Origin of the sequence: Paenibacillus marchantiophytorum (assembly GCF_014640555.1) — a bacterium.
Classification (GTDB): Bacteria; Bacillota; Bacilli; order Paenibacillales; family NBRC-103111; genus Paenibacillus_E; species Paenibacillus_E marchantiophytorum.
On the sequence record NZ_BMHE01000037.1, the window covers coordinates 1 to 15,275 of the forward strand.

Annotated in this window: 10 protein-coding genes; 3 read left to right on the forward strand and 7 right to left on the reverse strand. The window is 47.6% G+C overall.

Going from position 1 to position 15,275, the window contains the following annotated elements:
- Positions 1-492: 492 nt before the first annotated feature.
- From IEY34_RS37915 to IEY34_RS26075, 5 genes are all read right to left on the reverse strand, one after another.
- Positions 493-741, reverse strand: a complete 249-nt coding sequence (locus IEY34_RS37915; RefSeq protein WP_189017318.1) for a transposase zinc-binding domain-containing protein — start codon at positions 739-741, stop codon at positions 493-495.
- Between the two features lie 530 nt (positions 742-1,271).
- Entirely contained in the window at positions 1,272-1,925 is a 654-nt protein-coding gene (locus tag IEY34_RS26060; protein WP_189017167.1) for a FusB/FusC family EF-G-binding protein, read from the reverse strand.
- A 292-nt stretch (positions 1,926-2,217) separates the two neighbouring features.
- Complete coding sequence (locus tag IEY34_RS26065) at positions 2,218-3,213, reverse strand: aldo/keto reductase (RefSeq protein ID WP_189017170.1); 996 nt, start codon at positions 3,211-3,213, stop codon at positions 2,218-2,220.
- 160 nt (positions 3,214-3,373) lie between these two features.
- On the reverse strand, positions 3,374-3,589 hold the full coding sequence (locus tag IEY34_RS26070) for a hypothetical protein (RefSeq protein WP_189017173.1): 216 nt from the start codon (positions 3,587-3,589) through the stop codon (positions 3,374-3,376).
- A 182-nt stretch (positions 3,590-3,771) separates the two neighbouring features.
- The gene (locus IEY34_RS26075) at positions 3,772-4,365 is read right to left on the reverse strand and encodes a TetR/AcrR family transcriptional regulator (protein WP_189017176.1); all 594 of its coding nucleotides are present in this window, start codon (positions 4,363-4,365) and stop codon (positions 3,772-3,774) included.
- 129 nt (positions 4,366-4,494) lie between these two features.
- On the opposite strand from IEY34_RS26075, the gene IEY34_RS26080 reads away from it, so the two are divergent.
- The 3 genes from IEY34_RS26080 to IEY34_RS26090 all read left to right on the forward strand — a co-directional run bounded on the left by IEY34_RS26080 (position 4,495) and on the right by IEY34_RS26090 (position 12,745).
- Positions 4,495-5,748 (forward strand): MFS transporter, encoded by a 1,254-nt coding sequence (locus IEY34_RS26080; protein ID WP_189017179.1) that lies wholly within the window; start codon positions 4,495-4,497, stop codon positions 5,746-5,748.
- Between the two features lie 363 nt (positions 5,749-6,111).
- Positions 6,112-10,809, forward strand: coding sequence for a X2-like carbohydrate binding domain-containing protein (locus IEY34_RS26085; RefSeq protein ID WP_189017182.1), 4,698 nt, complete (start codon positions 6,112-6,114; stop codon positions 10,807-10,809).
- Positions 10,810-11,005: 196 nt separating this feature from the next.
- Positions 11,006-12,745 carry a methyl-accepting chemotaxis protein gene (locus IEY34_RS26090; protein WP_189017186.1) on the forward strand — a complete coding sequence of 580 codons (1,740 nt, stop codon included), beginning with the start codon at positions 11,006-11,008 and terminating at the stop codon, positions 12,743-12,745.
- Positions 12,746-13,122: 377 nt separating this feature from the next.
- Here IEY34_RS26090 and IEY34_RS26095 read toward each other — a convergent pair whose 3' ends face one another.
- Positions 13,123-14,331, reverse strand: a complete 1,209-nt coding sequence (locus tag IEY34_RS26095) for a M20 metallopeptidase family protein (RefSeq protein WP_189017189.1) — start codon at positions 14,329-14,331, stop codon at positions 13,123-13,125.
- Entirely contained in the window at positions 14,328-15,245 is a 918-nt protein-coding gene (gene sdaAA / locus IEY34_RS26100) for an L-serine ammonia-lyase, iron-sulfur-dependent, subunit alpha (RefSeq protein ID WP_189017192.1), read from the reverse strand. Before sdaAA ends, IEY34_RS26095 begins: the two co-directional genes overlap by 4 nt.
- Positions 15,246-15,275 lie beyond the last annotated feature (30 nt).

Genomic DNA, 15,275 nt, shown 5'->3' on the forward strand with positions numbered 1-15,275 from the left:
GGTCGATGGGGTCGATGGGGTCGATGGGGTCGATGGGGTCGATGGGGTCGATGGGGTCGATGGGGTCGATGGATTGGTTGGGGTCGATGGGGTTGGATGGGGTTGCTGCAGCGGTGCAACGGGTTTGCGGGAGATTTAAAAGTCATAGAAGGTGAAAACAGGAGCATAGTGGATAAGTAAAGTGGCTTTGTCACACTGAGAGATGAGCGTCTTCATAGCGGTTTTCAGCAATATAGCGGATCCTAGTTCCTTTGGGGCTAGGCGATGACACAGAACACAGCTTGAAAAGGAACTCTGATCCGCTAACTGGCGGGAAATGGGGTAAACGTAGCATGAAAGGGAACTAAGATCCGCTATTCAAGCGGAACCTGCTGATTCCAACCGGGAAATGGTGCAATAGCGGATCCTAGTTCCCTCTGGCGTGGAATATAGCGATTTTCAGAATTATAGCGTACTGTAGTTCCCTCAAACTTGCTATCATGACACATTTTGCTAGTATCGCGGATTGACGTTCCCTTCTCCGCATGAACACGTCGTGCAGAAACGTCCCTTGCACCGAAAAGGGCACCACCTTAAGATCGTGGCACCCTTCACATGCGAGCAGTTTAACCCTTTTTTCGGGTCTCCACAATCTCGGCATTTTTGGATTTCTTTCAGCACTACGGGACATATCTTTTTGCCATGCTTGCTTTTAAAGGCTTCCCAGTCCCGATTCTCATCAAAGAAAATTCGGTGTAGGATGTCCTGTTTCTTATTCTACATGTACCAAAAAACTAAAAAGGGAGAACCCCTTAAATCCACCCAGAAACTTATACTTTCTTCTGAATAACCTAGCCTGCCAGCTAGGTCATCAAGTCAATGAACCTTGAGGCAAACCCCAAGCTCCCCTTACGAACTCAATATCCTTTATTCGGCCAAAATTGCTCATTCTGAAAATCTAGTGAATGCCAGATGCTCTATTTCAAGAAAACGATCACCTTTCCGCCTAATATCTGCTCGATATAACGCCAATCCAGTCCATTAAATCTCCAAAGCAGCCATTTTCTCGTCTATAAGCATCATACAGTTCATTAGCTGCCCCTTCCCCTTTGAGACCGAAAACCGCTCTAGCAAAGAAGGCAGCAAAGAAGTCTACTGTGGACGCCAATAAATAGGAGGTAAGCTTCGCTCACTCCAAACCCAAAAACATATAAATTCTGGCGCTTCTATGTAAAAAAAGGCCGCTCCCTAGGTAATTAACCTCGCGGGAGCAGCCCCTATTTTCACATCATCTAACCAACAACTGCAGCAATAAATTTTTCCAGTGCCAAAGTATCTGTGATGTTCTTATTACATGCCTGACTATCCATGCACAAGTAATTGCCCACGGATTTGTAATAGTCCGGCGAGGACTTCGCTGGCCTTGTTTTGGAAACGGCGGAGAACAGAACAAGCTCCTCAAACCGATTGCATAAGAAGCAGAAGCTTTTCTTAGAAGTCAGCGTGTACTTCCCTTCAATTCCGATGAATTGCCCGTTCTGATGATACACCAGAAACAGCTTATTCGTGGAGATATCCACCCAACTCAGATACGTGATGTACCGATAATCGATCGTGGATAAATCCGGGACCTTGAGCTTTTTATTTTTGGGAAATAGCTTCTGAATCTGTTTCTCCGTGATGGCTGGAAATTCCGATACATACGGCACAAACTGCCGCAGATAAGCTTGGAAATCCTCCGCTTTTTCCACGGTAGAAATGCTTCCCAGCATGGCTTTTTCGCTAGCCGGAACATCCGGAAACAGGTCAACAATTTTGCTTTGAACGCTATATTTCACCGATTCCAAGACTTTGAGATCCGCATTCGTTCTAAGTGTATTTTGCAGCAGATCGGCTTGTTTCTTCATAAAATTATATTGGTGGTTTCTAATAAATGGTTTATACATGGTTTCTTCAGCCCCTTATTGGATAACTTATTGAATAAGGCGCAAAGCCAAGTATTAGAAACGAATTTGTTTACTTGGGCGATGATTTTCATTTCACGATCAACCCACACAAAGTATCGCCTCTAAACTTAGGCTTTGCATGAGGCTGTGCCAATCTGGCAATCTTTTATTGCCATATCTATACCACTCCCTCGCTTCCGCGTTAGGGTTATTATAGTGAAACTTCCACGATGAGGTCAACGGAAAGAATCATTTTACACAAAATTTCGTCGGATTCTGGATTCGGGTTCAATCAATTGGACGCATAAGGTCTGGCAAATTTCGCAATGAAACGGTTGGGATATTCGGAAGGAAGAGCGCTTGCTTCATCCAGTCGGTCCCAGATGTCCTGCGGCATTTGCCAACCTACAGCCCCCATATTATCTGCAAATTGTTCAAGCGTGGTTGCGCCAAAAATCGGCGATGTGATGCCTTTTCTTTGCAATAACCAGGCTAGAGCGATCTGCGCCGGAGTCTTATCCAATTCACTAGCTGCCGAATAGACAGCATCAAAAATAGCGAAATTACGCTCTGTTCCGCGCAATGCCCAAGCGCTTTCGCCCACTTTGGCTGACAGGCGCCCAGATGTCGGCTCTTCTCTCGTATAACGGCCAGTAAGAAAACCGCCGCCAAGCGGAGCCCAAGGAATGACGCCAACATTCTCTTCCAAGCATAATGACATCATTTCACGATCCATTTCACGGCTGACAAGGCTGTACTGCGGCTGGATGGAAATAAAGCGCACATAGCGGTTTGCATCACTGCAAGCGAGAGATTTCATCAGATGCCAAGCAAAAAAATTGGAACAGCCGATATACCGGACCTTCCCTGAAGTAACCAGATCATCAAGCGCGCGAAGCGTTTCTTCAATTGGTGTTAGATGATCCCACACATGAACTTGGTAGAGATCAATATAGTCCGTCTGGAGCCGCTGCAAGCTCTCTTCTACGCTTTGTAAAATATGTTTGCGCGAAATACCCGATCCGTTCGGATGATCTGCCGTTTGCATACGCACCTTGGTGGCCAAAACAACCTCTGAGCGAATATCCTTGATCGCTTTGCCTACAATCTCTTCCGAGCGGCCAGCGACATAAACATTAGCCGTATCCAGAAAATTGCCACCCTGCTCCTTGAACTGATGGATCATCCGAATGGCATCCGCCTCGCTGGTTGTATTGCCAAAACTCATCGTCCCCAAACAAAGCTCCGAAACGGCAAGCCCACTGCGACCTAATGTTCTAATTTGCATAATGATTAGCCTCCACGACTGAATTATGTTTATTTGTCTGTTGTTTATTTGTCTGTTTGCGCTTTGTTGTATTTCGCAATTAATTTGCGGAATTGCAACTCTTTCTCTGCGATACCTTGTTTCACATACTCATTCCTGTTTCTGACGTGAAAGGATTGTTCTAATCGGTGAATCTCAGCATCCAACCAGGCCAAAGTGACCGTAGCGGATTCCACCAACTTCTTGCGACGTTTGGTTTGGCTCCATTATTCGCTGTAAGAATCGCTTGGTCAAATTCACCTAATTTAAGCAGCGGTTGAATGATTAGGCTGTATGTATTTTGCGGAATCGTGCGGCAGCTTAGTTTTCCTTCTAAGATCGGTTTGAGGACCTGCATCCCTCTTTTATTGTGATTAATTCTGAAATGGTAACACCAAATCAGGCTTGGCAGTCCGAAATGCGATCTCTGGGTGCTTCTCTCCACTGCTGATAGCAAGCCCTCAAAGAGAAACCATATTGCAAACACTTTTCCTTAAAATCGGCAAAAAGCAGTTTTTATCCCCCCTTCTGGCGCATAATCTATCGTAGGCATGCATGCTTTAGATAAGCTTTAAAACTCGTGATATTCATGCGGATATGTCGATTGCTGCCTTCGAGCTTACTCATCATCACGCCGCCTTCCATAATGGACAAAGCAAAGGTGGCTAATGCTTCAATATCGAGATCAGCTTTAAACTCCCCGCTTTCCACCCCTTGTGAAATTATAGCTTGCATCTTAGCCAGCGTAGCTTCCAACCCTTGCTGCGCTCTCTTCCGCAGGATGGGATGGCCGTCGTCGCTTTCGATCGCTACATTCAGAAGCGGACAACCGCCGATAAAGGGCGGATTTTCCACCACATTTTCATAAATATGCAAATAAGCCAGCAGCTTGTCTGACGCCGTTTCTTGTTGATTGATCGCTTCTTGCATCTTGCTGCCAACTACGCTGCCTGCATAGTTATACGCCTCAAGCGCAATCTCATCTTTATTGACAAAATGGCGATAAATGCCACCCTTCTTAATGCCTGTTAACTCCGTTATATCCGATAAGGATGAGGCTGAATAGCCTTTCTGGTTAAAAAGCTCAGCCGATTTAGCAATAATATGCTTGCGGGTATTTTCTCCTTTTTGCATATACATTCCTCCGTTATGCGCGTGAAATAGCCCTTTCATTATAACAAATGAATCTCAACTATTGAAAAGGAAAATGATTATGTTATGATAAAGATACCAATCGGTATCTTTATCAAAGGGGAGTGTTGCATGGGAACGACATGGTTTAACGAATCTAAATATGCATGGCTTGGATTAGGCTCGCTTTGGATAATTGGCTTTATTAGCGCACTGACACGGTTCATCATGGCTTATTTCCAAGTGCAGATTTCAGAGGATCTGGGCATCAGCCGGGGCTTTATTTCGATGGCATGGTCTACGAATTTATTGATCGCAGCTCTATGCGCGCCTCTGGGTGGATGGCTTGTCGATCGTTACGGTCCTAAGAAAATCATGCTGGCTAGCGCAATTATGAGTACTGTCGGCACGGGTACCGTCGTATTCGGGCATGATTCTATGCTGTTTTTTATTGGATATGGCGTTATCTCCGGGTTCGTTGGCATCGGATCAACTACGACCTATATGCTGATGTTTAAATGGTTCCAGCATCATCGTGCCAAAGCTACTGCGCTTCTGGCAAGTGCTTCCTCCGTTGGATTGGCGATCAGCACTCCGATTTTCGTTTCATCGAGTTGGCTGACTTGGAAGGATGCCTTCCTAGCCTCATTTATCCTGGGTATTATCGTCACTTTACCTGTTATTTGGTTTGGCATTAAGGCGGCGGCTTCGCCAAATAAAGCAAATTCACCAGATGCAGAGCTCCAGCCAGTGACGAAGGAGACGCAACCGGAAGCTGAGAGTCCTCCAATCAAAAGAGCAGCCCTCTATGTGCCTATTTTCATTGTGGTTTCGCTCGCTTTGTTTACCTGCGGCTTCAATATGGGAACCGTGGAAATGAACTTAGTCGCTATCCATCAGTTGGCTAATGTCTCTCCAAGTATGATTGCTCTCTCGATGAGTGTGCTAGGCGTCTTAGAAATTACCGGTTCTCTTCTGTTTGGCTACTTTCTAGATCGTCTCAACAAGCTAATGATGATGAGCATTCTGTATGGCATCCGCGTACTGGGATTTGCTTTCCTCTTCCTGCATGTTGGATGGTCACCTCTCTTGTTTGCCATCGCCTTTGGTATCACCTATTTAAGTGCCATTCCTGGCGGACTGCTGATTATCAATGAATTCGCCAAAGGAAAAGGCCAACATACGGGCTTCCTCCTCCTGTTCCATCAAGGCGGAGGCATCCTTGGAGCGCTGATCGGCGGACTTTCCTTCGATTATTTCCACAATTATCAAGTACTGATTGGTGTTGACGTCGCCATCTGCTTGCTGATGACACTCAGTTATTTCTTTGTATATACAAGTCGAAAACGTAGACCTCTTGTTCAAGTTGCGAGCTCTTCTGTTTAATTATTAGGGGGGGCTCCCCCCCACTTTTTCTACCCATTTTTGTGGACTTCCTCCAGCAAATCCTCAGCATCCCACTCCATTGCAGCATGACTGCGATAGCTGCCCCCTTCTCCTATTTTGAACATCAGCAAGGGCTGTTTCGTATGATCTTCCAATGAAATCGGGCAATTCGTACGGTTTTGGACAGAAGTGTACCTATCCACAGCCAGAATAGTTTATATATAATCGGACTTGTGCAGCAGCTTGAAGACCGCCATTTCTAAAGCGCTTACAAGGAGGTGCATACTCGCAGCCACGCAACGGCGCATACACAGAAGAATTATCTACCCTGAATTCAAGCTAACGACAAAGGAGCTAGAAAAGATGAGAAATAAGCTACAACGCCACAAGAAAATTTGGCTGGGATTGCTATTAGCTATTGTGGTCATTGCGCAAATTGGATACGTCCCTGCCAGTGGGAGCATCGCCAAAGCGGCAGACAATGGATTAGCGCAGAAGCCTTATATGGGCTGGAGCAGTTACAGTATGCAAGTATATGACGGTCCCGCTGGCAATTGGATATCCGAAGCCAAGATCAAACAAATGTCCGATGCGATGCACGAGAAGCTGCAAGCTCACGGCTATAATCGGATTAATATCGATGCAGGTTGGAACGGCAGCATGGATGAATACGGAAGACCGGTTCCCAGCACAACGTTGTATCCAGGCGGATTCCAGAATCTAATCGACTATGTGCACGCTAACGGTCAGAAAATAGGCGTTTATTTCATCCCTGGCCTATCGCCCGAAGCCGTGAACAGCAATCTTCCGATTTATAATGCTCCCGGCTGCACAATCGGTGACATCGCCGTCAAACCCTACAAATACGCAGATTATTGGAATATTGGTTATAAAATCGATTTCAGCAATCCATGCGCGCAGAAATATATCGATTCCATCGCAGATTTAATTGCTTCCTGGGGCATCGATTTCGTCAAATTCGACAGTGTCACACCGGGATCTGGTCATAACGATGTGACCATTGATGCTCGCGATGACGTGAAAGCTTGGTCCGCTGCGCTCGGCAGGCATAACATTTGGTTCGAGCTGTCATGGGCTCTTGATCACAACTATGTGGATTATTGGAAAAAATACGCCAATGGTTGGCGCGTCGATTGGGATGTGGAATCCTACGATCGCGAGATCGGCATGACACAATGGGCTAATATCGCCCGTTTGTTCCCTGACGCAGCATTATGGTGGCGAGATGCCGGTCCAGGCGGCTGGAATGACTTCGATTCCCTGAATGTCGGCAACGGCTCAACTTCTGGACTGACCAAAGATGAAAGGCAAACAGCGACGACCCTATGGGCAGCTTCGTCTGCTCAGTTGTATACGGGGGACGATTTAACCAATTTGGACGCCTATGGCCTCGAGTTATTGACGAACGATGAGGTCATTGCCGTCAACCAAGCCGGCCGACCGGTACACCCGGTTTCCACGGCTACCAGTCAGCAGGTATGGTATGCCAATAATGGAGATGGCACCTATACCGTGGCGCTATTCAATCTTGGCAACAAAGGCACGGGCGTCAGCGTGAATTGGAGCGATATGGGATTAAGTGGGGCAGCCTCTGTTCGTGACTTATGGAGTCATACAGAGCTCGGCTCATTCAACTCCGGTTTAGGTCAAATTTACCTGGAGCCTCATGCTTCGCGCTTGTTCAAAGTAACGGCGCAGAATGGGACGTCGATCGTTAATGACGACGATACGGGAATGAGATATTCGGGCGGATGGACACGTAATGGCGGCCAAGAACGGACACGTGATGCACAGGACTTGTCAATCGCCATAACCGATTCTTTCTCTACTCCTTCGAATCCAACTACGGGCAACAACACACAGCCGCCTAATTCGCCTAATCAGTCTGTAACCCATTCCGTCTATATCAATGACAATGATCCGACCATTCAATACACGAACAGGTGGGGTTACAGCAGCGGAAGGTCATTCAATGATTATGCTGGTGATGTTCATTACGGAGAACCTGATAATGGTATAGAACCTGAGTTTACCTACACGTTTACAGGCACCGGCATCGAGGTGTTATCCGAGCAAGGCTCCAGTAATGGTCGCATGGATATCTATATCGATGGTTTGCTGAAAGCAACCGTCGACTCAGAGGGTACGCCGCAGGCAGGACAGCATTCAGTGTATCAAGTCACCGATTTGCCACAGGGATCACATACGCTCAAGGCAGTAAGAAATGCTAGTGGTCAATACTATTTCATTCTAGATGCTTTGAAGGTGACAACAGCATCGCTGCTTAGCCCACCTTCCGCAACTATTTTTGATAAAGATCAGCCATCCGACATTACGTCGCAGCTTGTGCTCGGCGCAAGTTCGCTCCGTAGTATTAAGAACGGATCGACCTCCCTCCAGTTGAATACGGACTATACAGTAAGCAACAACATTGTAACGATCAAAAAAGAATTCTGGCTACAGCAGCCTTCCAGTCAATTGACAACACTGGATTTCGCTTTTGCCGGCGGGGATACCCAATCGCTGTCCATCGCGGTTACCGGGACATCGCTGCATCCCACAACCGCCAATTTTGATAAAAAAGCTTCTGCACAAGCCGATGTAGCAGCATCGTTGACCCTAGGTGGCAGCAACAGCCTTACTAGCATCACGAACGGAACAGCCCCTCTGACAGCAAATGAAGATTATACGATTTCAAATGGTCAAGTCAAAATTTTCAAATCTTATTTGGTTCAGCAGCCAATCGGCGTCACCAATTTGACATTCACATTCAGTTCCGGGAACCCGCAGACGTTAGCGATCACGATAAGCAACTCAGCATCTCCTGGACGATTTGCTTACATCAACGACGATCATCCGGGCATTCATTACACTGGATCGTGGAATCGCAGCACCAATCGTCCTTTTAATGATTATGGCAAAGATGTGCATTATTTGGAGAAAAATAACGACTACTTCACCTACACGTTTACTGGAACAGGCATCACTTATATAACCGAGGTCGATCAAGGTCAAGGCGATGTCGATATGTATATCGACGGGCAGCTGCATGGCACCGCACATACCTATGGGGCCAATGCTCACAATGACGCTCAAAGGGACGTCTACACCGTTTCGAATTTACCGCTCGGCGTTCATACACTCAAAGCCGTGAAAAAAACCGGACAATTTATGCTGCTTGACGCTTTGAAAGTTCAGCTTCCCGATCTGATTGACATCTCATCTGCGGATTTTAACAAAGCTGGATCTGCACAAGCTGATGTTACGCTCAACATCATTGGCAACTCGCAAAGCCTAAGCGGCATTTCGAACGGAACCCAGTCCCTCCGCAATCACACGGATTATGAAATTTCGGGCAATCATGTCACGATCAAAAAAGACTATTTGGCAGCTCAATCCGTCGGCACGTTGAAGCTCACCTTTTCCTTCATAGGCGATTATGCGGATGATATTCATGCTGCTGCTGCCAATGGTGATCTCTTCGAGTATACTTTCAAAGGTACGGGCATTGAACTTCTGGCCCCTTTAGGACCAGAGCAAGGAGAAATGGACGTATTTATCGATGGCGTTTTGAAGCAAACCATTAATGCTTATTCAACCATACGAAGCTCCCAACAAAGCTTGTTTCATGCAGACTCGCTGGCAGCTGGTGCGCATACCCTCCAAGTCGTCAAGAAGTCGGGCAGCATCATGCTGGTGGATGCACTTAAATTTAACGTAGCTGCCCAAACAACACTCCCTCCGACAAGTGGCGGAAGCTATGGCGGCGGTGGAGCAGGCTCCATTACTGGAACAGTTAATGTTGTACGTACAACGCAAGCTGATGGAAGCAGCCAAGACGAAGTGAAGCTTACTAACGACAACTCACAGGCGCTGGTCGACAAGGCCAAAGCTGCTGGGCTCAAGTCAGCAATCATCACACTGCCGGATGCCAAGGATGCAGTATCGCTAACCAAGATAAGCATTCCACAAAGTTCACACAGCTTAATCGAAAAGAGCGGCTTGGGCTTGGATCTCGACACTGCCAATGTAAAGATTCACATTCCAAGCGTTTCGCTTCATGGCTTTAGCGAAGATGCCTACTTTAACCTAACGCCCGTCAAATCGACAGATGCCACTCAGAAACTAGTGAATCGGGCCCATTCGTCCAAGATTGTGCTAGCCGTTGCCGGAAAAGCCAACGTTACGTTGCTTGGTCGTCCGATTGAGATTGAGACCAACCTGCAAAACCGCGAGGTCACAGTGGTGCTGCCAGTGAAGTCAATGGATTGGCATGATGCCGATTTGGAACAGCTTGGTGTGTACATCGAACATAGCGATGGCACGACTGAGTTCAAGAAGGTCGCTCTTACAACGTTCGATGGCGGCAAAGGCGTTCAGTTCACAATTAACAAATTCAGCACATTCGCATTATTGAAGGTCGCAACGGGTTCTTCGCTTTTCTTGCATACTCCTTACATTCAGGGCTATGACGGCGGCTTTTTCAAACCGGACAATCAAATCACTCGTGCAGAAATGGCCATGATTCTTTCCCGAATTGCAACCAATAAAGAAGTAGCCAGCGATCCTTTATACACGGATGTGAAGTCGGATCACTGGGCATCAGAGGCTATTGCAAAGGTAACTCGGATGGGGCTCATGCAGGGCTATGCAGATGAAGCCTTTAAACCTGAGCAGCCGATAACCCGCGCCGAAATGGCCGCTCTTGCCGCTAAATTCGCACCTGACTCCGTTGAATCAGGCGTTGGCTTCTCTGACACCATTGGCCATTGGGCAGAAGCCGTCATTAAAATTTCTCAAAACGCAGGATTTATCAGCGGATATTCCGATGGCTCCTTTGGCCCTGCTAATCCATTAACACGCGCCGAAGCCGTTACTGTAATTAATCATATGCTAAGCAGAGGGCCCCTCCTTGGAACGGAACATTCGTCATGGATGGACGTGCCTGATAATCACTGGGCAAGCCGAGATATTGAAGAAGCTTCGGTCAAACATTCCTTTGAACCAAGGTCCAATGGAGGAGAACAAACGACGAAATAAAACAGAGTGCTAAGGAACAAATTAAGTCATCAACAATGAGCCTTCATTGTTGATGACTTAATTTAGTCACATCTTTTTCTGGAAACCTATAACATATTCGACAGCATTCGCCGAAATAAGATAAGGATAATTTATCCATAGCAAAGGGAAAACATGACCCCTTATAAAAAAAGAGAAACTTCGGAGGCTGTGCGCAATGAAACTTACGCTTTTCAAGAAACTGCTTTTTAGCTTTGTGATCGTTCTGCTGCTACTTTCTGCCATTAGTGTGACGTCCATCATGCAGATGAAATCAATGGGCGAGACAGGACGACAAACAACACAAACCGGGTTGCCTAATGTCATCATGCTAGGAAACCTGAATCATGATCTCAAGAACCTGGATGACCTTATGCTGCGCATTCAATTGAACATGCAAAATAAATCCCAAGGCAATTATGAAACAGGCAGTTCAACGGAGGATAGTGTTTCCTCACCATCTGATCGAGCAAAAACATTGTTTGAGGACATTCAGAAGAAAGTCAATCTTCTTGAAACTATCCCTCATGTCGATGATGATAATAAATTAATCAAAGTGTTCCAAGAACAATGGACACAATACGCCAATCAATTTCCTTCCACGTTGGCAGGTGCTCAGAAACACGGAGAAGAAGGCTTGAGACTTATTCAGCAATCGGATTCCAATCTTGGCAGCTGCAGCATCCTAATCGAATTGTTTACCAAAAGAATTCAGGAACAATCAGATGGCTGGGCAACCGATCTCGATTCTACCTACAAAGCAGGACTAGGCTGGATTATTACTTTAAGTGCGATTGCCATCATTCTCGGTTTGGTTATTTCCTTCCTGATCGCTCGCCATGTATCTCAGCCCATTATTACCTTAAGTAAAGCTGCTAAGCGGATTTCCGACGGAGACCTCTCCACCCAATATGTTGCACTGACTCGACAAGATGAGATTGGGGGACTCAGTACCTCTTTTGCTCAAATGTCTGATCATATGCGAACGATGATCCAAACGGTCAATGGCCATGCACAAAGTGTTGCTTCTTCCGCCGATCAATTGAGAGTCAGTTCCAACGAGATGCAGCAAGTATCCGAGCAAATTACGTTGACAGTCAAAGAAGTTGCCATCGGAGCGGATCAGCAAACGCTAACCATGGAGGAAACTTCTCGTTCCATGGAGGAAGTCGGCGCAGGTATATATCGAATGGCAGAAAGTGCTTCTTCCATCGCTGAATCTGTCGAATGGACCAAACAGCAAGCAGAAGCTGGGGAATCCTACGTGCAAAACACCGTTCAACAGATGGAATACATCCATAATTCCGTACATCAAACGGATCAGGTCATGGCTTTGCTGGAAATCAAATCCCAAGAAATCGGCCACATCCTGCAATCTATTCAGGACATTACCCAGCAAACAAATCTGCTTGCCCTCAACGCAGCTATTGAGGCTGCTAGGGCCGGTGAACAAGGACGCGGGTTTGCGGTTGTAGCCTCAGAAGTTCGTAAACTGGCTGAGCAATCAAGTTCATTCTCGAGTGAAATATCTAAGCTGTTGGGAGAAATTCAATTCACTGTTCACGAATCTGGCGATGCCCTTGGCCATGTGAAAGATGAAGTGCAAACGGGCATCCTACTCGTTCAGAAAACAGAGCAAAACTTCGGGGAAATCTTGCAATCAACCTCCCAGGTTGCATCGCAAATTCAAGAGATGGCAGCAACTTCTGAACAAATGTCTGCAGGCGCCCAAGAAATCACAGCCTCTGTACAGCAAGTCGCATCAATCGCCAAACAAACCGCAACTTCCTCTCAAGACGTCTCGCATTCTGCGATCAACCAGTTGGAAACAACGGGCGAAGTGAATGTGGCCGCACAATCTTTATCCGAGATGGCAGAGGAACTTCAGCAAATTTTGGCTCGCTTCCGTACGGCTTAATTGATCCAAAGTGGTTGTGCAACTTACTGCACAACCACTTTTTTATTTCACTTGAGGGGAATCAACTCCCGTGGGATCGATTGGGGGAGGGAGGGGAACTAGAGTACGCTATTTAGGTAAATATCGGGGAAACTAGGGTACTGGGGGAACTACAGTACCTTATTTCCACGAAAAGCGCTGAATTTCCCGTCAAACAGCAATTTAGCGCACCGTAGTTCCCTCTCCCCCGCTTTCATGCCACTTTTGGCTATAATAGCGCACTGTAGTTCCCTTGCAAAGCCAAAATATTAGCAACTAGCGGAATGCTCCAAGCGAGGCAGCTGGGTTGTATTATCTACGCGCAACGCAAAAAGACTCCAAGTAGCGGAGTCTTTTCTTTATATTTTCAAGTCTGCCAGTCTGCTAATAGCGATCCCGGCTAACAACGCGGCTCCCGTTGGCAGGCACTCCTCATGGACTGTGAACTTAGGATGATGAAGTCCATAGGCATGCTCGGCATCTTCCTCAGGACCGGATCCAAGCCAAAAGAAACAACCAGGGATACGTTCCAAATACAGCGAGAAGTCCTCGCCAGCCATGGTCGGCTTTGCTTCCACCCTATTTTCAGGCAAAAGCATTAGGTTAATGACGCTCTCTACATGCTGCAGAGCATCATCATGATTGATAAGCACTGGTGTTTGCTCAATATAGCGAACCTTGGCTTCACAGCGGTAAGCTTCAGCAATCGAATGGATAATGCGCGTTAGCCGCTCCTCCATGCCGAGCTGCGTTGTCTTGGCGAATGTTCGAACTGTGCCCGTCAATGCAGCCCGATGGGGAATAACATTGTTCGCTTCGCCCGCCTGAAAACTGCCAATTGTAACGACCGCCGGCTCGAATGGCGAGATCTCTCGGCTGACAGCCGTTTGCAGACCCATCACGATAGCCGAAGCAGCTACGATGGGATCAATGCTTTGATCAGGAATAGCACCATGGCCGCCCTTACCGGTCAGTTCGATCTCAATCCTGTCGACTGAGCCCATTAAAGCACCTTGCCTAGTTGCCGTCTTCCCATGAGCTAGCGTTGGCAAATTGTGTAGTCCATAAATTTCATCAACGCCAGCGAGCGCGCCATCATCGATCATGGCCTTCGCACCGGCATTGATCTCCTCCGCTGCTTGGAACAGCAAGCGAATCCGTCCGCGAAGAGGAACGCGGCAATTGACAAGCAGCTTAGCTGCGCCCAGTAACATAGCGGTATGACCATCATGTCCACAGGCATGCATCCGCCCAAGCTTCTTGGAGGCAAAAGGCAAATCCGTCTCTTCCTGAATAGGAAGAGCATCCATATCTGCCCGCAGGGCGATAGTTGGGCCGTCTTCGCCAAACTGAATATCGACTGCAAGACCGTGGCCGCCAACACCAACCGTGGGTTCGAGCCCCAGCATGCGAAGCTCGCTGGCGACTTTGGCTGCTGTCTCGCCTTCTTCCAAACTCAGCTCAGGCTCTTCGTGCAAGCTGCGGCGGAACGCCACAATGTCAGCTTGATTCGCTTGCGCTTCATGCAGCAAAGAAGTCAACTCATCCTGCAAGTCGCTAGCCTTCATAGCTGCTCACCCCCATCTTCAGACTTCTCATGCTGTTTGCCTTGGCCAAACAGTTCCTTCATGATACGTGTTCCTGTCGGGGTAGCCGCCAAGCCCCCCTTCGCGGTTTCACGATATTTGTCCGGCATACTGGCGCCGACTTCGAGCATCGCACCGATGACTTCATCGGACGGAATTGCGCTGCGAACACCCGCGATCGCCATCTCTGATGCCGTGATTGCCGAAACAGCGCCGAAACCATTTCGTACGATGCAAGGAATTTCAACAAGTCCTCCCACAGGATCACAAATCAGACCCAGTGAATTCTTTAGGGCCAAGCCTACAGCGTGAACAGCTTGATCAGGCGTTCCACCCCGCAGCTCCGTTAGAGCACCTGCAGCCATCGCGACCGCGGAGCCAATCTCGGCTTGGCAGCCGCCTTCTGCGCCCGAAACGAACGAACGGTTCGCAATCACATAACCGAGCGCGCCAGCGGTGAACAAGCCTTTCGTCATCTGCTCATCGCTCCAGCCGAAGTGTTCCTGCACACTCAAAAAAACACCAGGGATCACGCCGCAAGATCCTGCCGTTGGCGTCGCAATAATACGACCCATGCTGGCGTTTACTTCCGAAACAGATAACGCGTAAGCTAGCGCTTTGCCAGCAACAGGACCCAGGAGGAAAGTTTGCGCGTCAATCAAGGCCATGACCCGTTTGGCATCATTACCTGTTAGCCCGCTGCGCGACAAAGTATCCCTCGTCAACCCACGGTTTACGGCATCCTTCATCACCAGATAATAACTGTGCATTTTATCGCTTTCCTGCTGCAAGGAACGTCCTGATTCCTGCGCTTGCTCCTCAAGCATAAGCTGATGAATCGGCTTTCCTTCCTGAACACAAAGCGCCGCAAGCTCATGTAAATGAGAAAATCTCATATAACCTCCCGGGGCTTGAAGATCCCATTT

Excerpts from the sequence above, each read along its gene's own strand:
- IEY34_RS26060 (WP_189017167.1), bottom strand. The coding sequence starts at position 1,925 with ATGTATAAACCATTTATTAGAAACCACCAATATAATTTTATGAAGAAA.
- IEY34_RS26065 (WP_189017170.1), bottom strand. The coding sequence starts at position 3,213 with ATGCAAATTAGAACATTAGGTCGCAGTGGGCTTGCCGTTTCGGAGCTT.
- IEY34_RS26070 (WP_189017173.1), bottom strand. The coding sequence starts at position 3,589 with ATGCAGGTCCTCAAACCGATCTTAGAAGGAAAACTAAGCTGCCGCACG.
- IEY34_RS26075 (WP_189017176.1), bottom strand. The coding sequence starts at position 4,365 with ATGCAAAAAGGAGAAAATACCCGCAAGCATATTATTGCTAAATCGGCT.
- IEY34_RS26080 (WP_189017179.1), top strand. The coding sequence starts at position 4,495 with ATGGGAACGACATGGTTTAACGAATCTAAATATGCATGGCTTGGATTA.
- IEY34_RS26085 (WP_189017182.1), top strand. The coding sequence starts at position 6,112 with ATGAGAAATAAGCTACAACGCCACAAGAAAATTTGGCTGGGATTGCTA.
- IEY34_RS26090 (WP_189017186.1), top strand. The coding sequence starts at position 11,006 with ATGAAACTTACGCTTTTCAAGAAACTGCTTTTTAGCTTTGTGATCGTT.
- IEY34_RS26095 (WP_189017189.1), bottom strand. The coding sequence starts at position 14,331 with ATGAAGGCTAGCGACTTGCAGGATGAGTTGACTTCTTTGCTGCATGAA.
- sdaAA (WP_189017192.1), bottom strand. The coding sequence starts at position 15,245 with ATGAGATTTTCTCATTTACATGAGCTTGCGGCGCTTTGTGTTCAGGAA.